The sequence below is a fragment of the bacterium SCSIO 12844 genome (assembly GCA_024397935.1).
Classification (GTDB): Bacteria; Pseudomonadota; Gammaproteobacteria; order Francisellales; family Francisellaceae; genus M0027.
Genome location: CP073743.1, coordinates 2,416,127 through 2,437,017 on the forward strand (window position 1 = coordinate 2,416,127; position 20,891 = coordinate 2,437,017).

17 protein-coding genes are annotated in these 20,891 nt (G+C 32.6%); 4 read left to right on the top strand and 13 right to left on the bottom strand.

Annotated elements, in window-relative coordinates:
* Window positions 1-3 precede the first annotated feature (3 nt).
* Window positions 4-702 carry an SDR family oxidoreductase gene (locus tag KFE69_10790; protein ID UTW41982.1) on the bottom strand — a complete coding sequence of 233 codons (699 nt, stop codon included), beginning with the start codon at window positions 700-702 and terminating at the stop codon, window positions 4-6.
* A gap of 1 nt (window position 703) precedes the next feature.
* Window positions 704-2,479: an aminopeptidase P family protein gene (locus KFE69_10795; GenBank protein ID UTW41983.1), complete on the bottom strand. Its 1,776-nt coding sequence runs from the start codon at window positions 2,477-2,479 to the stop codon at window positions 704-706.
* A gap of 235 nt (window positions 2,480-2,714) precedes the next feature.
* On the opposite strand from KFE69_10795, the gene KFE69_10800 reads away from it, so the two are divergent.
* Window positions 2,715-3,110, top strand: a complete 396-nt coding sequence (locus KFE69_10800; protein ID UTW41984.1) for a hypothetical protein — start codon at window positions 2,715-2,717, stop codon at window positions 3,108-3,110.
* On the opposite strand, the gene KFE69_10805 is transcribed toward KFE69_10800, so the two are convergent.
* Window positions 3,103-3,552: a hypothetical protein gene (locus KFE69_10805; protein ID UTW41985.1), complete on the bottom strand. Its 450-nt coding sequence runs from the start codon at window positions 3,550-3,552 to the stop codon at window positions 3,103-3,105. The two genes, KFE69_10800 and KFE69_10805, sit on opposite strands and share 8 nt — an antisense overlap.
* Before the next feature lie 505 nt (window positions 3,553-4,057).
* On the opposite strand from KFE69_10805, the gene KFE69_10810 reads away from it, so the two are divergent.
* A complete protein-coding gene (locus KFE69_10810) occupies window positions 4,058-5,509 on the top strand; it encodes an amino acid permease (GenBank protein ID UTW41986.1) in 1,452 nt (483 codons plus the stop codon).
* Here the strand turns inward: KFE69_10810 and murJ are convergent.
* The 5 genes from murJ to KFE69_10835 form a co-directional block, all read right to left on the bottom strand.
* Window positions 5,455-7,005: a murein biosynthesis integral membrane protein MurJ gene (murJ, locus tag KFE69_10815; GenBank protein ID UTW41987.1), complete on the bottom strand. Its 1,551-nt coding sequence runs from the start codon at window positions 7,003-7,005 to the stop codon at window positions 5,455-5,457. The genes KFE69_10810 and murJ overlap by 55 nt on opposite strands.
* Window positions 6,998-7,801 (bottom strand): nucleoside triphosphate pyrophosphohydrolase, encoded by an 804-nt coding sequence (gene mazG / locus KFE69_10820; protein ID UTW41988.1) that lies wholly within the window; start codon window positions 7,799-7,801, stop codon window positions 6,998-7,000. Before mazG ends, murJ begins: the two co-directional genes overlap by 8 nt.
* A gap of 12 nt (window positions 7,802-7,813) precedes the next feature.
* Window positions 7,814-8,584, bottom strand: coding sequence for an MBL fold metallo-hydrolase (locus tag KFE69_10825; protein ID UTW41989.1), 771 nt, complete (start codon window positions 8,582-8,584; stop codon window positions 7,814-7,816).
* 77 nt (window positions 8,585-8,661) lie between these two features.
* A complete protein-coding gene (gene rpoH, locus KFE69_10830) occupies window positions 8,662-9,537 on the bottom strand; it encodes an RNA polymerase sigma factor RpoH (GenBank protein UTW41990.1) in 876 nt (291 codons plus the stop codon).
* A gap of 124 nt (window positions 9,538-9,661) precedes the next feature.
* Window positions 9,662-10,105 (bottom strand): hypothetical protein, encoded by a 444-nt coding sequence (locus tag KFE69_10835; protein ID UTW41991.1) that lies wholly within the window; start codon window positions 10,103-10,105, stop codon window positions 9,662-9,664.
* Between the two features lie 315 nt (window positions 10,106-10,420).
* Here KFE69_10835 and KFE69_10840 point away from each other — a divergent pair, with 315 nt between their 5' ends.
* A complete protein-coding gene (locus tag KFE69_10840) occupies window positions 10,421-11,158 on the top strand; it encodes an SDR family NAD(P)-dependent oxidoreductase (protein ID UTW41992.1) in 738 nt (245 codons plus the stop codon).
* Between the two features lie 25 nt (window positions 11,159-11,183).
* Window positions 11,184-12,125 (top strand): RluA family pseudouridine synthase, encoded by a 942-nt coding sequence (locus tag KFE69_10845; GenBank protein UTW41993.1) that lies wholly within the window; start codon window positions 11,184-11,186, stop codon window positions 12,123-12,125.
* Here KFE69_10845 and KFE69_10850 read toward each other — a convergent pair.
* The 5 genes from KFE69_10850 to KFE69_10870 all read right to left on the bottom strand — a co-directional run bounded on the left by KFE69_10850 (window position 12,071) and on the right by KFE69_10870 (window position 20,866).
* The gene (locus KFE69_10850) at window positions 12,071-13,219 is read right to left on the bottom strand and encodes an AFG1 family ATPase (GenBank protein UTW41994.1); all 1,149 of its coding nucleotides are present in this window, start codon (window positions 13,217-13,219) and stop codon (window positions 12,071-12,073) included. The genes KFE69_10845 and KFE69_10850 overlap by 55 nt on opposite strands.
* A gap of 62 nt (window positions 13,220-13,281) precedes the next feature.
* Entirely contained in the window at window positions 13,282-14,589 is a 1,308-nt protein-coding gene (locus KFE69_10855) for an MFS transporter (GenBank protein ID UTW41995.1), read from the bottom strand.
* Between the two features lie 244 nt (window positions 14,590-14,833).
* On the bottom strand, window positions 14,834-18,121 hold the full coding sequence (locus tag KFE69_10860; protein UTW41996.1) for an ankyrin repeat domain-containing protein: 3,288 nt from the start codon (window positions 18,119-18,121) through the stop codon (window positions 14,834-14,836).
* Between the two features lie 98 nt (window positions 18,122-18,219).
* Window positions 18,220-19,227, bottom strand: coding sequence for a sigma-70 family RNA polymerase sigma factor (locus KFE69_10865; GenBank protein UTW41997.1), 1,008 nt, complete (start codon window positions 19,225-19,227; stop codon window positions 18,220-18,222).
* A 136-nt stretch (window positions 19,228-19,363) separates the two neighbouring features.
* Window positions 19,364-20,866 (bottom strand): peptide MFS transporter, encoded by a 1,503-nt coding sequence (locus KFE69_10870; GenBank protein ID UTW41998.1) that lies wholly within the window; start codon window positions 20,864-20,866, stop codon window positions 19,364-19,366.
* Window positions 20,867-20,891 lie beyond the last annotated feature (25 nt).

Sequence of the window (20,891 nt, forward strand, 5' to 3'; positions counted from 1 at the left end):
GTTTTACCAATTGATTATCTGACCATCATAATTATAAAATGAACCACTATTATCGATATTCAATTGCTCTATAATTGATGCAATACCTGTTACACTTGTTTTAGCATCGATTAACGCATTTGGGCCACCCATATCTGTTTTAACCCAACCTGGATGTATAATAGCAACTGATATATCTTGATCCTTTAAATCAATACTTAAGCTTTTTGCTGCTGCATTTAAAGCGGCTTTTGACATACGGTAACCATAACACCCACCTGACTGGTTATCGGAAATGGATCCCATCTTACTTGTCATCATAATGATTTTGCTATTTTCATTTATTAAAGGTAATAACGCATAGGTAACAGCTAATGAACCAAACGCATTCACTTTCATATTATTAAGCATCTGCTCTAAATTAAAATCATTTAAAGAATCATTACACCATTGACCTGCATTATTAATTAAAATATCAATTTTTTGCGGCTGAATTTCATTCACTAGGTAATTTATTGAGTTTTGATCTGTAATATCAATTCCATCAACAACTTGTAAACTTGCAGTATTTGTTTTTTTTATTTGCGCCAAACTGTCAGAGATATTTCTACAAACAGCAATTACATGATAACCTTTATCAAGGTAATGTTTAACCATACAAAGCCCAACACCACGATTAGTTCCTGTAATTAAAACTGTTTTTTTATGATTATGAATTGCCATATTATATTGCCTCTGTTTGTTCCATCAGCCAAGATTTTATCTGTTGATCTTTAATTAAAGGTGTGATTTCATCACGAATGCGTTGGTGATAGGCATTTACTTGTTTAATTTCTTCTGCTGAAAGCAGGTCTTTATTAATCAATTTTAAGTTATAAGGTACCAGTGTTAAATCTTGAAACTGATAAAACTCTCCATATTCTGTTGTCTCTTTATCAGTAACTAAGCATAAATTTTCAATTCTAATTCCATAATCACCATCTTGATAATAACCCGGCTCATTACTAACAACCATACCTGGTTTTAATGGTACTTTGGTAATCATTTTTGATATTTTTTGAGGGCCTTCATGAACACACAAGAAACACCCAACACCATGACCTGTACCATGACGATAATCTAAACCTTCCTTCCATAAAGGCATACGCGCTAAAAGATCTAGTGTTTCACCACAAGTACCATTAGAAAAGACTGCATTGCCTAAAGCTAAATGCCCTTTTAAAACCAATGTGTAATTTCTTTTTTGTTCATCCGTTGGACTACCTAAATGCACAACACGTGTAATATCTGTAGTACCTTCAAAATATTGTCCGCCAGAGTCAACCAAATAAAGATTAGTATCATTAATTGCGATATCAGTTTCTTTAGATACCGCATAATGAATAATCGCACCATGAGGGCCAAAACCACTAATTGTATTAAAGCTAGGTCCCTGACAACCTTCTTGCTCTAATCTAAACTGGTATAACTTTTCAGCTACAGATAATTCACTAACACCACCTTGCCAGTTATTCTCTAGCCAATGTAAAAAGCTTATTACCGCAACTGCATCTTTTTTATGTGCAATTTTCATCCCCTTTTGCTCAACTGCATTTTTAATTGCTTTTAATCGAACAACCGGAGACTGATGATAATAAGGTGTTATTATGTCATTTAAGGTATTCATTACCCATTGATTAACAGTTACATCATCTAAATAAACACCACCTTCAAGAGATGCTAAATCTTCTTTAAATTCAATTTGTGGTTTTATACTTACACCTTGTGCGATTAATACATCGCTAACCTTTTGATCAACTTTCTCAAGATTAATATATAATACAGCATGATCTAAACCTATGATTGCATAACAAATAGCTACAGGATTAAAATTAACATCATTGCCTCTAATATTAAATATCCAAGCAATTTCATCTAATGCTGATAATATTAAATACTGGCAATTAGCTTGTTTAATTTCTTCTTGAACTTGAAGTATTTTTTCTTTTGCTAATAAGCCTGTATAATTCTCATTCACAACAAAAATTGGATCTTTAGGTAATTGAGGTAGTGATTCTAGCTGGTTTCTTGCTTGATCAACTAGATTTTCTTCTACAAAAACAAGTTCACCTTCATGTGCATTAAGGGCGCAACGTAATTGATGTGCTCGTTTAACATTAATTACTTTAGGGTCAACACCTAAACGAATACCTTTAGGTTGACTAACTACCCAACTTTCAATTTCAGGGCTAAAACCAGATTGCCTCATCAGTTCAAATTCTTGTGCATCTAACTCATTTTCCGCTTGTAAAAAATATCGGCCATCAGTCCATAAATAAGCTTTATGATTACCAATTAATGCATCACCTGCACTTCCTGTAAAATGACTAATCCAGCTACGCCTTTGCCAACAATCTGGCACATACTCACTATTATGCTCATCACTAGAAGGCACTAAATAATAATCTAATTGGTTTTCTTGCATCTTTTCACGAAGCACACTTAAGCGTTGGTCAGACATTTTGGCCTACTCCTTTTAGTATTAATTATCAAAATAAGGAATTTAGATATAATGCCTGATAATATGCCAGTATCGTTGTCAAACATCAAGCAATCATTATGTTGATAGTAACTTTATCACAAGCAACTTATTTAAAATAATCTTAATATGAAGTCTTGATTTATAGCAACCTTAATGAAACAATGTTTTATTATAGAAATACAAAGCTATTTATAATTGACGGGGGGAAAGCAAAATGCAAAATACATTAAATAGTTCAATTACACTGCTAAAAGAAAATTTAGCCAATTTAACCTTAAAAAATCATGAATTCAAGCAATTTGCCACAGGCTTTTATGACCATGTTATTAATACACTGCCTGATGATGAAAAAGCAAATATAGAAATTATTAAGCAGCAGTTATATCAACAATTACAAAAAGAAATTAACTTAGCTCAATATTACATGCAATTTAATGACTTAAGAAAGTTAATCAACAACTGGTACTGTCATGATAATGAACAATTAGAAAATATTTTTAAAATTATTGCTGTTCAAAAAGCCTTGGTACAGCTAATAGATACTGAAATTCTCAATTATCATATTCCAATATTACTGCCAGAGTACCTAAGTTTACAAGCAGTTAATTAACAACCGTAACTCGGTACGTATTAGCTTTTTGATCTTTCATCATGACGATGACTTGACCAGGATAGTCTAATTCCAGCAATTGATTACCTGCTGTCATACTATTTGGCTTACCTAAAGCTGCCAATACTGAACATAAACTCATGCCTTTTTTCACTTGGCGTGAATTAATATCATCCCATGTCCATACAGTACTAGCTGAATCTTCTGAAATAAGGCCTCTACGCTCAATTTCTTTTTTAACTTGTGGTGGCTTATTCTGATAATAAGCAACACATAAATTATTATTGCTAACACCTAATAATTGCTGAGAAGACATCGTTTGAATATTAGAGATACTCTGATCAGTATCTAAACTAAGTTTTGAATTGACATCAACAGCATTATAGACTGAGCATGCTGATAACGTTAATGAAATCATCATTAAAAAAAGTATTTTTTTCATTACTAACTTCCACTAGATTTTAATTTTTGTTAATACTAGCATTAACCATTGCTATAAACCAATACCGTTATATGTTAGTTAATTCTAAGTAATATCTAAATTTGCTTAAAGGCATTATATAACTTTTTCCTTTTCATCAATTAAGTTTTAAGTTATGGTAGTAATCGTACGACCTTAAATAACGAAAGAGGCTTGATTATGTACAAACAATACTATAAAAGCGCATTTATGTCGCAAATTTGGAATGATTAATATAAATTAATAAAGCAAAATAGAGAGAACAAATCATGCTAAACTTAAATCAAAGTTTTTCCATAATTCCCTTTTTATCTAAACTTCCCATTACACTTCTTATTGATAAAGCAGCCAAACGCAGGGTGTAAATTTTTTGTTCAATAACAACTAAAGTTTACACCTTAAATTTATTGGTATGTTTTTTAAGCATATCAGTTGCCAAATCCTTATATAGACTATTTACTTAAAACATAAGTTAGGAGCTTTATCAATGAACCCAAGTACAAGAAATGCCATTGCAAAACTCAGTGTATTTTCTGTTGCAATGATTACAATTACATCGGTTGACAGTATTAGAAACTTACCTGGAAGTGCTTTATTTGGCAGCCATACTGTCTTTTTCTTTCTATTAGCAGGCATCTGCTACTTTATACCAACAGCCTTAGTTTGTGCTGAACTAAGTACAACTTACCCAGAGCAAGGTGGTGTCTACCTTTGGGGTAAAAAAACGCTTGGCAAACCATTTGGCTTTGTTACTTTGTGGTATCAATATGCTGAAAATTTAGTCTTTTACCCACCATTACTAAGTTTTATTATTGCAACTGCAGTCTATCCCTTTGCAAGTCACTTAACTGATAGTAACTTATTTATCTTTTTTGCAATTAATATTGTCTTTTGGACAATCACATTAATTAATATTCGCGGACTTCAAATATCTGCTATTTTTACTAATATTTGTGGTATCTTAGGTCTTGTGATTCCAATGCTTTTAATTTGTAGTGCCGGTATTTACTGGTTTAGTAATCCAAGTTTACCTTCTCAAATTCAATTTAATCAATTAAGCGACTGGATTCCTGATTTTTCTAACTTGCACTTAGGTGCTGCTTTCACAGCGGTTGTCTTATCATTAACCGGTATGGAGATTACAACTGCTTATGCAAATGAAGTTAAAAATCCTCAAAAAAATTACCCTCGCGCATTATTAATTGCAACTTTCTTTATTCTTTTAACATTAACGATTGGTTCTCTCTCAATTGCTACAATCATTGCACCAACAGATTCAACCTTATCGAGTGGTATTATGGTTGCTTTCAGTGCATTTTTTAATCAATTACATCTAAGTTGGGTGATACCATTAATTGCAATTGGCATTGTATTAGGCGGTTTAGCTGGCTTAAATAATTGGATTATTGCTCCAACTAAAGGCTTACATGCCGCTGCAAAAGATGGCTTTCTTCCAAAAGTATTTACTTATGAAAATAAGAAAAAAGCACCAACTGTTTTATTAATTACTCAAGGCATTATTACTTCTTTATTGTCATTAATCTTTATATTTGTACCAAATGTAAATGCTGGTATGTGGGTGCTTAATATACTAATGACTCAGCTTTATATGATTATGTATATTTGTGTATTTATCTCATTTATTGCATCAAGAGTCCGCCATCGTCATCTTCACCGCCCTTTTAGAGTGCCTGGTGGTATTTTCGGAGTCATATTAATTGCAGGTTTAGGTATTATAAGCTCAACGATTACAATTATCGTTAGTTTTGATTTTCCAGCATCAGTTTCCATTAGCACAGGTAGTTATTATTTATTCTTTGGGTTATTTATCTTCACACTTCCTGCTATTGCTGGTATTTATTATTTTAGTCGTCACAGTCGGAATCATTCCAACCAATCTGATCTTTTAATTCCTGAAAGCCATAATGCTACAAAATAAACAACTATAGCAATTAGCATATAAAATAACAAATGGTAAACACGTTGATAAACATTCCATTCAATCCAATGCGTCAAATTGCCTTTTAATGACATAATTGCTACAACCATCATTAATACACTACCTAATACACGCAATAAAAATAGCCAACGACTAAAACCAACAGGTTGATAATAGCCATGTTTTTTTAAATATAGGTATAGTAAAGCCGCGTTAATAAATGAAGCAAGACTTGTTGATAAGGCTAATCCAACATGGCCTAAACCATAGCGCATTAACCATAAAACTAAAATCACGTTTAAAATCATATTACAAAATAAAGCAAAAATAGCAATTTTTACCGGTGTTTTCATATTTTGACGCGAATAAAACGCTGAGACCAATACTTTGACTAAAATAAAAGAAAATAAGCCAAATGCAAAAGCAATTAAACTTTTTTGCGACTCATAAACATCAATAACGTTAAATTTTCCATAATGAAATAAAGTCACTAATAATGGCCCTGATAAACAAATCAAACCTAATGCTGCAGGTAAAGCTAATAATAACACAATCCGAAAAGACCACCTGACAGAGCGTTGATAAGCAACTTCATCCTTTGAAGCATAAGAGCGGGATAAATGCGGTAATACAACCGTTGATAAGGCTACTCCAAAAACGCCCAAAGGAAATTGATTTAGGCGATCTGAGTAATAAAGCCATGAAATACTGCCACTGGGTAAAAATGAAGCAAATATCGTATCTAATAATAAACTAATCTGTGCAACAGATGCACCAAAGAGTGCTGGAACCATTAATTTAATAATTTTTTTCACGCCCTTATGAGACCATCCCCAGGCTGGCATTGCTAATACACCTAGCTGTTTTAAAAAAGGCAGCATAAAAAGTAGCTGAATAATACCTGCTACAAAAACCCCCCAAGCCAGTGCATATACTGGTGGTTGGAAATAATAAGGCGCGGCCCAAGAAAAGCCAATTAAGGAAATATTTAAAAATACAGGTGCAATGGCAGGAATTGCAAAACGCTCGAAGCAATTCATGATGCTACCAGCTAGAGCAGTCAATGATACCAATAATATATAAGGAAAAGTAATTGATAGCATATGCTCTGCCATTTGAAATTTTGCAGGATCATTACCAAATCCAGGCGCAAAAACCCACACCCAAAGACTGGAAAATAGCATACCAAATGCAGATAAAACTAATAATATTGCACCAAGTGTGCCAACCACATGGCGAATAAAATCAACCAGTTCATCCTGTGTATTTTGAGAACGATACTCTGACAATACAGGCACAAATGCCTGAGTAAATGAACCTTCTGCAAACAATCGACGCATAAAATTTGGGATTTTAAATGCAACTAAAAAGGCTTCCATACCACCTGTGGCACCAAAAAAACGTGCCCAAACAATATCTCGAATAAACCCTAAAATCCGTGATAGAAGGGTAAAAAAACTAATTACAAATGTTGATTTTAATAACTTTTTACTCAAACTCTTTTGCCTTATGCCATAATTTATCCATTTCATCAATTGAAGCATCTTCTAAGGATTGCCCACATTTATGTAATGTCTCTTCAATATAACGAAACCTTCTTTCAAATTTATGATTTGCTTTACGCATTACCTGTTCTGGATCAGCTCTTAAATGACGAATTAAATTAACACAAGCAAACATGATATCACCAATTTCTGCTAAAATTTCATCATCACTTTCATTATCTAATGCAAAATTTAATTCATCTACTTCAGAATGTAATTGCTTAAATACTTCTTTTCTTGAGCGCCAATCAAACCCTACCTGTGATGCACGTGTTTGTAATTTATTTGCTACAGATAGTGATGGCATTGATTGAGTAATCTCATCTAAAATACTATGTTTTTCTTGTAACTTTAGTTTTCGTTCTTGTTTTTTTATCTCTTCCCATTTACGTTCTAACTGAATTACATCATCTTCTAGCTCATCAGCAAATACATTTGGGTGTCTACGAATTAATTTATCAGTCAAATAATTAACCACATCATAGAAATCAAATCCACCTTCTTCTTTTGCAATCTGTGCATAAAAAATAATTTGATTTAATAAATCAGCTAATTCTGTCTTTAAATCATTTGCATTTCCCCTTTCAACTGCATCAGCAACCTCATAAGCTTCTTCAATGGTATGGCGAACTAGTGATTGCCAGCTTTGTGCTTTTGTCCATTGGCAAGGGCGTTTGGAATTTCTCATAATATCCATTATTTCTAACAAATTAGCGACTGGATCATTCGCATTATTTATTTTACTCATCTTTATATTTACTTAATATTTATCTCTTAATTGACGCAGATGGTTAAACACCTCTATAGGTGATTGATGATTAAATTGTTCAATATCATTTAAACGTAAAAAAGGATTAATTTTAGCTTCTAGCGCTAAATCAGTTATTTGGCGTGTCTCTGGTGTTTGTTTTTGAACTATTTCCATTAATTCACTTATCTTTTGATTATTTGAATCGACTGTTTTAGCAAAAGCTAAATTTTTCAAAATATAATCATGGCCTGGATAGATAAGAGTGGCTTGAGGCAATTGTTTAATTCTATCAATTGAACGAAATAATGCGTTAATATCTGCTGAATGGTGGCGGCAATTTCCAACACCTGCATTAAATAAGGTGTCACCACAGATTATTCGTGATATATCATCAGGTGTTTTTGGCATAAAAAATGAAATATGACCTTTAATATGCCCTGGTGTCTCCAATACATCAAACGTTAAAATCTCACTTAAATTGACTTGATCCCCTTCTTTTAAGGCAATATCAACCTGTGGCAAATAACCCACATTCAAATGATGAGCGTATATTGGTGCACTGGTTAAATCTGCCAGTGGCTTTGCACCTTGATAGTGATCTGCATGCTCATGGGTGATAAAAATAGCAGCTAAATTTAAACCTTGCTCTTGAATAACAGAATATACTTTTTTAACATCTAAAGGATCAATTGCAACAGCTAAATTAAGCTTACGATCAACAATAATATAATTATAATTTTCAAGCGGATTATTAAGATAAAGACGAATAATCTCTAACATATGAATTCTTTAATTTGATAAATAGCTTATGATCATTAGGCTATCTTAACGAGCATTTTAGAAAATGAAAAGGACTTTTAAGCAGCCTCAGCCATAAATGACTTTAATTTAGCTAATGCATTTGCTTCTAGCTGCCTAATACGCTCTGCTGAAACATTATATTTATCCGCTAAATCATGTAATGTGGCTTTATCATCAACCAACCAACGTTGTGTAATGATATCACGACTACGCTCATCAAGCTGGTCAACAGCTGCAAATAAGCTATGATGTAGTTGAATCGCAGTATCTTCTTTTTCAACGATAGATTCAAGCTCACTATTTGGATCTTCCAAATACATCGAAGGTGATAATTGTGGTCCTTCTTCTTCATCATTGGATAAGTCAAATGCCATATCATAAGCATTCATACGTTTTTCCATCTCGATAACTGTTGCTTTATCAACGTTTAAATCTTTAGCAACTGCTTCAATTTCTTCTTGGGTAAACCAACCTAAACGCTCTTTATTACTTCTTAAATTAAAAAATAATTTTCTTTGTGCTTTGGTTGTGGCAATTTTAACAATACGCCAGTTTTTAAGGATATATTCATGCATTTCTGCTTTTACCCAGTGTACGGCAAATGATACTAAGCGCACACCAACGGTAGGATCAAAACGACGTACCGCCTTCATCAAACCAATATTACCTTCCTGAATTAAATCAGTTAGTGGTAAACCATAACCTGAAAAACCACGTGCAATACGTACAACAAAGCGTAAATGTGACATAATTAAGCGTTGTGCAGCAGCTAAGTCGTTTTGTGATCTTAGGCGCTGTGCTAATTCTTTTTCTTCTTTTTCAGACAGCATTGGGATATTATTAACATACTGAATATAACGATCCAAGCCGCCTGTGTCGGTAAGTGCCGGCACCGGCAATGTATTTTGTCTTACTACAAGCGATTTGCTCATTTAAATCTCCCCGATATAATGATTGCGTATATTATATCAGAAGCAAAGGGTAAAAAACAACCTTTAAGATGACTGTTTTTTGTTCAATAAATTACATTTATAGTATATGATAAAAATTTATTTTTTAATTATTGTTCTCTATCGTTTTTTTAGCAACAATCATATAACGAACACCATCTTTTTGGCCTTCAGTTATTTTAATCGTGCCATCGGCAGTTTTCTTTGTTTCTACGATTTGATAGTTTTTATTCAACTGTGCTTTCCAAATCTCATGTGCTTTTTTGTACTGTGCTAGATTAACCCAGCCAATTTGACCATTTGCTGTATTACCTACTTTTACCCAGCCATCATCTTTGTAAATTTTTACAAATGGCGTTGAAAGGTCAATCTTTGTATAAGATGACTCTTTAGATGGGCTTTGATAAAGATAGATTTTAGATAAATTATGATTATATACCTTCGCTTGATCATTATAAACAACTTTACCAGCATAGCTTCCGCCAATTAAACTTCCAATGACAATAACCATTAAACCAATTGACAGCATTACTTTTGTTAAGCTTAACATGTTTTAACTCTCCATATTTTATTCATGCTACATTGAATAATTAGCTAATCAGCCAATCAAAATCAAGAGCATTCTTTCTAATTTTACAAATTTATTTAAAATATTACTTATATTTTACTTTGTGAGGCGTAATTTTGCACCTTTTATTAATTCATACATCAAAGGTACAATAAATAAAGAAAATAAAGTTCCTAGAACCAGTCCCAATAATAACTATTGCTAAAACATACCAAATTTTATGCCATTTAAATAATTACTAAACGTTAATTTCAACGTATAATATTCACAAAATATTAAAAATTTTTAGGTTTTATTATGAATAGACCAACTGCACTTATCACAGGTGCTAATGCGGGTATTGGCAAAGCTGTTGCAAACTACTTTGCACATAAATCATATAATCTTGTATTAATTGCTAGAGATTCTCAACGATTAGAGACAGTTAAACAGTCCCTTCAAACTATTAACGCTGATATCAACATCAAAGCCTTCTCTATTGACTTGGGAGACATGCATCAAGCTTATCAACAATTAACCGAAATTATAAAAAATATCGACAATTTAAGTGTTGTATTTAACAGTGCAGGTATCGCACGTTATGGCACAAGTGAAACAACATTAGAAGATTTTGATGATTTAATCGACATTAACACCAAAGGTGCGTTTGCTGTTGCTAAAGCTGCTGCAGCTAAAATGAAACAACAACAAAGTGGCTATATTTTTAATCTTGCTTCTTATGCTGCTAAACGCCAAGTTCCAAGAACTGGCAGCTATTCAGCTAGCAAATGTGCTTTAGTTGGCTTCTCTGAAGCTTTATTAATTGAAATGGCTGCTTTTAATGTTAAAGTTACAAGCCTTTGTCCAAGTGTTATCAATACAGATATGACTAAAGATTTTAGTATTGATAATACCGATAAATTAACTACAGATGATATTACATCAACTATTGATTATTTGCTTAACTTAAGCCCTAATGCTATTATTCCAAGCATCGATATTCAATTAAAAGGCTTTGTTACTGGTCAATTTACAGCAAATAAAACCTTTGATTAGACAACATAAATAAAAAGATAACATAATGACTCATATCAACTATATAGAAGTTGATGAACGCCAAGGCCAGCGCATTGACAACTTTCTTTTAAGTTATTTCCATTATAAAGCACCTAAAAGCTTAATTTATCGTTTGATTCGTAAAGGCGTCATTCGAGTAAATAAGAAGCGCACCACACCTTCTTATAAGCTACAATTAGGCGATATTGTGAAAATCCCTAATATTGAAATTAATAAAACAGAGAAACAACCAATTTCAATTGAAAAAGCTGAATTTCTTGAGCATTGCATTTTATTTGAAGATGAATATTTAATCGTTTTGAATAAACCCTATGGCCTAGCTGTCCATGGTGGTAGTGGCATTGATGCAGCATTAATTGAGCGCTTACGTGTTATTCGCCCTAATGAAAAACGCCTAGAATTAGTGCATCGACTTGATAAAGCAACATCCGGTTGTATTATTATTGCTAAAAAACACCATATTTTAACTTATTTTCATGAATTATTAATTACAAAAAAAATGAAAAAGATCTATCATGCTTTGGTTCATGGGCAATGGCCTAAAAAATTAAATAAAATTGATTTAGCTTTATATAAATACAAACGCCCATCTGGTGAACACGCAGTTAAAGTAAGTCCTGAAGGTAAACCATCATTGACAACGGTAAATATTATAAAGTCATTTAACAATGCTGCAACACTTGTTGAGACACGACCTCTCACTGGTAGAACACATCAATTACGTGTCCATTTAGCCCATAATAAACATCCAATTATTGGTGATGAAAAATACGGCGATCATCATAAAGATAAATATTTCTACCAAAATAATCATAAACGCCTTTTTTTACATGCTCATGAACTACGCTTTATCCACCCTGTTAGTGAAAAGCCAATGACAATACAAGCACCTTATGATGATGCTTTCATTGCATGTCTTGAAGATTTATCGAATTCAACTGATTGATGTAGATATTCCTTTGACTGCATTTCATGTAAACGACTGACCGTGCGTTGAAATTCAAATTCAAAATGTTTACCTTGATAAAGCTCTTTCATAGACACATCTGCAGATATAAATAATAAAACTCTGGAATCATAAAATTCATCAACTAATGCTATAAAGCGTCTTGTTTCGTCATTTAATTTATCAGTTAAAAGAGGAATTTCACTAATTAAGACTGCTTTATATTTAGCTGCCATTTCAATATAATCATGTACACCTCGCCCATAGCCACAAATACTATTAAATTCAAACCAAGCAACTTCATCACTTAATCGTACTGCATCAATTTCTCGCCCTTCCATTAATAAGCTTTGTGATTCTAAATAATCCCCTTGGCATAATTCTTGAAAAATATCATCCATCTTCTTCAATGCTTTCTCCTTTGTTAATCCATTATAATAACGGCTTGCTTCTGCTATTTGAGAGAAACGATAATCAATACCACTATCTAAATTATAAACACTAACATTGGCTAACAATTTATTAATCGCTGGTATAAAAAGCTCTCTTTGTAATCCACCTTGATACAATTTTTCAGGCGCTACATTTGATGTTGCCACAAGAGCTAAACCCCGGTCAAATAATTTAGTAAATAATCCACCTAAAATCATTGCATCGGCTATATCTTCAACAAAAAATTCATCAAAACAAATGATATGCATTTCAGATACTAATTCATCCGCTAACTTATCTAAAGGTGACTTTTGGCCTTTAAACGCTTTTAATCGCTGATGCACCATTTTCATAAAATGGTTAAAGTGAATTCTTTTTTTATATTCTGTCTGTAATTGACTATAAAATAAATCCATTAAAAATGTCTTACCTCTGCCAACACTTCCCCAAATATATGCCCCTTTAATTGGCTTGATTCTATGAATCATTTTCCCTGGCAACCAACGTAACCTTAACTTATGTTTCTTTTTTTCATTTTCATTTACTTTAAGCAATATTTCTTGTAATGCTTTAATAACTTCAAGTTGATTAGCATCTTGCGCATAACCTTTTTTTGATATTTCTTTTTTATATAATTCAATAAGATCCATAATAAATAGCATGTTAAGTTGATTTTTAATTATATTTTACAATTATACAATAAAAAATTAAATTCATATAAATATTAGTTTAATACTTTCTTCGGCTCTTTAATAAAAAAAAGTAAAAATGTAGCGATAAGAACACTAATCGGTAAAATAATAAATGCTAAATGAAAGCTATGTAATTTATAATTCATACCGATAACGTTTGGCTCAAGCATATCTAAAAATTTACCAATTAAGCCATCAAATAGACCACCTAAAACAGGCTCACCTGAATTAATCAATGCAACGGCTGTTGCTACCGCCCAAATTGGATTAACACGTCTGCCAACGACAAAAGCCAACATAAAACAGCTCATAAAAAATCCAAATAAAAAGCAAGATAAAACTAACAACCAATAGTTCATATGTATGTATAAAGCAAAAAACAAACAGACAGATGATATCGTATTACAAATAATCATAATACTTAATCGACGGTCTATTATCTCAGATAATTTCCCCATACAAGGCGCACCAATTGCCATACCAAAGAAAATACTCGAAATAACAAACGCTGCACTTTCTTTATCTAAGCCCTCATAAAAAGTTCTTAAATAAACATTGCCCCAAAGCCCTGCAAATGCATCTATAGAAGTAAATGCAAGACCTGAATAAATTGTTAATAACCAATTATTTGGATTTTTAAAAACCGCTAATATATCTTTAACTGATAGCTTTCCTGTTGCTTTTGCATCTTTTTCATATTCTTCAGATGAAATTTGATTTGGATTATCATCACGCACAATGATCCAATATAGCACAGCCATAACAATACCAACACCGCCACAGATCACTAAGCCATCACGCCAACCAACGTTAGCAAATAAATAAGCTAAAGGCGCTTGACCAAAAATAGCTCCGGCCATTGCAGCTGTAGCTAGTAGACTACTAACAAAGGCAAACCGTCTTGCATCAAACCAGATAGACGCTGCTTTCAAATAACTGACTGTCGCAAATGCAACACCTACGCCCATTAATATTCTTGCAATTACAGCAACATAAAATACTTTAGTCACTGCAAACAATATAACACCAAAAGCTGAAATCAGTATCGATAGACTACTTAAATTTCGAACACCAAATCGATCTAGTAAAACACCTGAAAATAATTGAACAACTAAAATTGTATAGAGCATAATACCTGCAAAGAAACCAGTCTCAGCAGAGGTTAAATGAAATTGTAATTTTAAATCACTGACAATCAGTGATGGAAAAACCTGCATCACATATTTATAAAATAAAAGAAAAGCACTTAATAAAATGACTAGCCAAGCGTAACCTTTTAACCTACATATTTTTGTCATCATATTTGTTGAGCGATCACTACTTAGGGAAACTGAACCCATATAATCTCCCGCTTTAGGTTTATATTAATTTTTATGCGCAAGCCACTAGGTTATCATAGGAAAATCAACCAAAGCAATAATAAATTTTGCATTTGCACAGAATCTGGATAAATCAAAATTCAAAATAATCAGTTATAAATTAATATTGATTATTATTAATATGTAGTTTTTAAAAAAACTTTATCCATTATAATTTATCGATTTAAAATCGTTAAAAATGTATTTTAAAATTCACCTAGAAATTTTACGCTGTACACTCAGCCCCGGGTTGATTTTTATCATCAGCTGTGGAATAAAATGGGCTACTCGGATCACTACAATGTTGTGCATCACATTTTTTAAGAAATTGAGTATAAGTCTTATTTTTTTCTGAGCCATCCAACTTTTCTCGAGCAATATCTATAGGTGTTTTACCCTGATTATCCCTTATCGTTAAACTTTCATTTATGCCTTTTAGACTCATAATATAATTAATCAATTTATCACTGCCAGATTCTATAGCTAGATGTAATGGTGTTTGGCCATTTTTATCTGTTTGATTAAAGTTAAATCCATGTTTTATTTGCTGTAGTTTACTTAATACCGTTGTACTGTCGGATTCTACAGCAATATGAGCAAGCGTTTTACCATCCATATTAACCTGAGTAGAATCAATTTTATTTTGTCTCATTAAATGATCAAACAATGTATAATTCTTCCCATTTATCACTTTATGTATAGGTGTTTCACCTAGCTGATTTTCTTGGTTAAATTCACATCCATTTCGGATTAAAAAATCTATTAATTTAGAATCATTTTTCTCCATAGCAATATGAGCAGGTGTATTACCATTAATATCTGGTTGATTAAAATCAATGCCCATCTTATTTAAGATATTACACATCTCTACATTGCCATTTTCTACTGCAAAATGTGCCAATGTATCCCCAGTTTCGCTAACTTCATTAAAATTTATACCAAAATCATTTAATGCTTCTAGAATACTAATTTGACCATTTTCAACTGCATAGGCAGCATATTGCCAATTATTTTGCTGATAGTTGTCATTACCCACTGAGTTTATTATTGGATAAAGTGCTTTAAACACATCAACTTTTCCAAGACATATAGCAAGCCCAATTGGGTTAAAGTCTTGAGAGTCTACTGTATTAATATTGATTCCAAGCTGACTTAATTTTGTTAAAATTTCAGGCTTATCTAAACTTACCGCAATGTGTGCATAACTGAGTTCTTCAACTCCCTCATCTGATTGAAACGTCATATTAAAGTCAGCACCTAGTTTATGCAATGTCTCAAGCGTGGATAAATCATTATTTTCAATGGCCAAATAAATGGGTGTTTTATGAGACTTAATATTTAAATAATTTAAATTAGCTCCAGTTCTAGCTAAAACCTCTAAAGCTTCTTTACTTGCTTGTTCAACCGCAATATGAACAGGTGTATTACCACTTCTATCAGCAATATTAGCATGATTAATCATTCTAGTATTCAAATATTCAATCACTTGAGGCTGATTATATCTTGCTGCAATATGAGTATATGTTTCACCATTAGCATAAGTTCTATTCAAATCATATTTAGCACCACCTGATGTTATCAGGTGATCAATAACATTCACCAAACCGTGCTGAACTGCTAAAGCCATAGGATCAGGTTTATTATAGTTAGCACCATGCAATAATAATAATTCAATTGCTTTAATATTCTCTATTTTGACAGCGTAATCAATCGGTCTTATTGTGCCATGCCTAAAAATATGATTAGCATATGAAGCATCTGCTTTTAGCATTGCTTCTAATAACTCATTATTATTGCTTTTAATTGCATGGTGAACAGCTGAAAAACCATTTTGTGCACTGACATTAGGTTTTGCATGATTATTTAGTAAATCTAAAGAAAGTTGGTTTTGATCTATGTGTTTAGCAGTATAAAATAAAGCATGGCTATAATCTGCTTTATCATTTGCATTTGGGTATCCAGTTTTTATAATTTTATCAACACAGCTCCAATAACCTCTTTCAGTGGCTAAACCAATTAATGTTTTACCATCTTTTTTATAACACAATATTTTTTCTAATAAACTATCATTCTGAGTAGCAACTATTTTATCTAATAAATTTTCAACCAACTGTGGATTTTTTTTATTAATTAAACGATGGAGTAAATTAGCTAGCTGATTAACATTAGACACATTAATATAGTCATTAAAATTATTTAATAATATTTCAATCGTAGGTTGAAATTTAAAGTTGTCATTTAATAATAAAAAAGTATCTTCCAAGTGAGTTTTACAAGCATCGATTAAAAATGAATTGACATTTCCTTTGGAATTATGCAGAAATGATTCGAAAACAAAGCCTTGAGTCGCTTTACCCAAAGTACGTAACAAAGGTAGTATTTCAAGAAATTCTTTAGGATTATTTAAATTTTGAAAATTGGTATCTGCATGTTTAAAAAAAGCGATGTAAGATCTGTATGCTGATTGTTTTGTTGCTTCTCTTAAATCATCTTTAAATTGAGATGGCAAGTAATATTCAAGGACATTCTTATTTCTGTGCGTAAGGTGTTTTTCAAGCACAGATTTATCTTTACTATAAAACGAAACAGGAACTGGAGGAATGGGCCTATCTAAACGTAATGATAAATTGTATGCTAAATCAAATGCTCTAGCCTGTGCCAATAAACGAGATTCAATATTATCATTAAAAATAACTATTTGCAGGGAGCTATCATTTGGGTTTGCATGTAAACGTGCCATCACTTCATTGTGTTTATTTGGATTTCTAAGCCCTTCTTTAACCAAACTAGGTAAGTTCGTAACATAAATTTTTCTTTTTAATTTATCATCAACATATGCTTTTGCCTGTTCAGGCGTATCAGCATCATAAGGTCTACCAAAAGTTCCTCCATCATAAACCATAATTCTAGATACATAGGCATCGACTATTGCACAACGAACACCCACTAAACAATCACGGCTATTAGTGCCAAAAGGTCTCGGGTAATAACCCTGATTAGGTGAAGCCAAGCTTAATGACTGAGCCTTAGTTAATATTAACTTTCTTTTTTCATTTTCAAAAAGTGGTGCGTTATTATGTGTTGCTGTATCAACCACTTCATATTGACGTTTAAGATCTAAATGATAAGGAGCTTCAGGTTGAGACAAGCGGCTGGTGTATGCTTTCCGTGCTCCTTCACGCCTTAATGCTGCCCCATCTTCATTACCCCAAACAAAGCCATCAATAAATTTAGCCCAAAAATCTTGTTCATCATGGCGTATCGTTTTAAAGAAAAAATCATTTTCTAAGTTATATGCAACATTACCAGCCTTCGCAGTTGAGTATTTTAATCGAGGAATATCATTAACTTGAAGTTGAAAAAAATCATCATCCTCAACACCAGCTACAGGCACATTACTTGTAGCTGTCATTGTTGTATTTATCGCTTTTTGTAGCAAATCATCTAAAGAAAGGTTATCTTGCTTTTCTAAGCTCCCACCTTGAACACCATCAGCCTCATTTTCATTGTACATTGCAACCACCTATTATATTCAACATAAATGCCGAAAAAACAGGATACTGAATAATCAGTCATAAAACAATATTAATTATCCACACCATTTCTAAGTCATTATTCACGTAGACATAAATCTGCATCTAAATTATCATCTTTAGCTAAAATACGTAGTTTTTTTAATGCATCCATCTGAATTTGGCGTACACGCTCACGTGTAAGTCCAATAAAGTGGCCTGTTTCTTCCAGTGTTCTTGGCTCATAACCTCTTAAACCAAAACGCATCGATAAAACTGTGCGTTGCTTTTCAGTTAACTGATCTAACCAACGCTCAATAAATGTTTTCGTTGCCTGATCATTATACTCTTCTTCTGGAGTTGTTGAATTTTCATCAGAGACTGTTTCTATCACTGGACGATTAGAGTCATCATAAACTTTATCTAATGACTCAACATATTTAGTCGAAGATAATATTTTTTTGATATCATCTACTGGACGATCTAAAAACTCTGCAATCTCTTCTACAGTTGCTTCATGATCTAATTGTTTAGTTAATTCATTAGCTGCTCTTAAATAAACATTAAGCTCTTTTAATACATGAATTGGCACTCGAATAGTACGCTGTAAATTTAAAAGTGCACGCTCAATATTTTGTCTAATCCACCAAGTTGCATAGGTTGAAAATCGCCAACCTAATTCTGGATTAAATTTCTCAACAGCGCGAATTAAGCCTAAATTGCCTTCAGCAATTAAATCAAGAAATGTTAAACCACCTCTTGGACGGTAACGTTTAGCCATTTTCACAACCAAGCGTAAATTACTTTGAATCATGATCTTTTTACTTTCTGCGCAACCACGACGCGATTTAGTTGCATAATGTAATTCTTCTTCCTTACTTAATAATGGTTGATAGCCAATCTCTTGTAAATAAAGTTTTGTAGCATCTACTTCATCTTGAGAAAAATCACGCTCCCACTCTAATGCTGAAGCCTCTTCTGTACTATTATTTTGATCATCTACCTCTGCCTCATCTTGCTCAAATTCATCATTGAACTGTGATTGATCACTATCAATACTTTCAAATGCTTCAGACCCCGAACACTGTTTCACTTTTTTCTCAGCCATTATTTAAGCCCTCCAGTCATTTGTAAAAAAAACCTTGAATATCTTCATTCTTACAAATGTACATGAAAATGGTACATAGATGAAAGAGGAACATATATTAAGCATATACGCATATTTGATTGAGATAATCGTTATCCTATGATGAGTATTTAGCCAATTTCACTTGAGATAGCCTGTTATACTGGTGATTTTGATAGTAACGTCGCATCAGTAAATAAATGATACTAGATAACAATAGTGTAATAATAAATGCAGCGAATGAAAAGTAAGTTAACTGTGAAAAGGCACTTGCATAATCTGATTTAATTTGTATGAGGTCTGTTTGGTTTGGGTTAATTGCCGTTAGGCTTGCTAACTTTCCTGCTAAGTAACCGCCAGCACCTAATGAAACAAAGAAAACGCCCATCATTGTGCTGACAACTTTTGGATTAGCTAGGTGTGTTACGGCTGCCAAACCAACGGGTGAAAGCATAAGTTCTGCTATTGAAATCGTTAAATAGGCAATTAAAATCAAACTTGGATTAATTAGCCCTGATAAATGATGCTCTTGATGGAACATAGACCACCATATCAATAAATAAGCCAAAAACATAAATGCCATTGAAATAACAAATTTTATCGCTGCAGCTAATGCAATATTGGCTTGCTTAATTTTCCCCCACAAACTTGCTAACAATATGCCAAATACAATCATTCCTACACTTTCAACCGCTACATAATAAGGCGGTGGAAATTGAATACCCAATACTGTTGGTTCAACCGCTCTTCTTATGAATAAAGTTAATGACATAAACATTTGAAAATAAAATGACCAAAACATCACAGAGATAATGCATAATAATAAAAATGCCAAGGTCTTTCTTCTTTGTAACCCTTCCTCTTTATAAGCCACTGATAAAACAAAGCCTATAGCAATCATAATAATGACCACAAAAAATAACGTTGCAAGGTCAGTATTAATCATAATGCCATAAAAAATACCCCACATGAGCATAATACTAATTAATGCATAAATAAAATTAACTATGCTTTGCCCTTCAATTTGAGCATAATCAATTAATTTGAATTTTTTTGAACCAATAAGAAAAACCAAAAACGCAATGACTAAACCAAATGCCGCACTCAAAAAGCTTAATTTCCAACCAAAATACTCGCTTAACTTAATCGGTATTGTTGTCCCTAAAATAATACCTGAGGTAATGCCCATATAAAATATGGTAAAACCACTATCACGTTTGGGATCACCTGGTTGATATTGTCTGCCTAAAATAGATGACACATTTGGTTTTAATAAACCTGTACCAACTGCAATACCTCCTAGTGCAAACATAAGCCAATGAATGGAACTATCTATCGTTAATATTAGATAACTAATAAATAAAACACTCGCACCAACCAATACAGCTTTTTTCTGACCCAAAAATCGATCAGCTATCCAGCCACCTGCAATTGGTGAGATATAGGTTAATGCAGTAAATGAGCCAACCAGAGTATAAGTATAACGATCACTTAAACTTAAATGAGAAGTCAAATATAACGCTAATAAGCTTTGAATCACATAAAACCCATAGCGCTCCCACATCTCAGTTAAAAAACAAACCACAAGCGCAACAGGATGATTTAGAAATCTTTTTATCATCACTATTCTCAACAAAAATTTAATT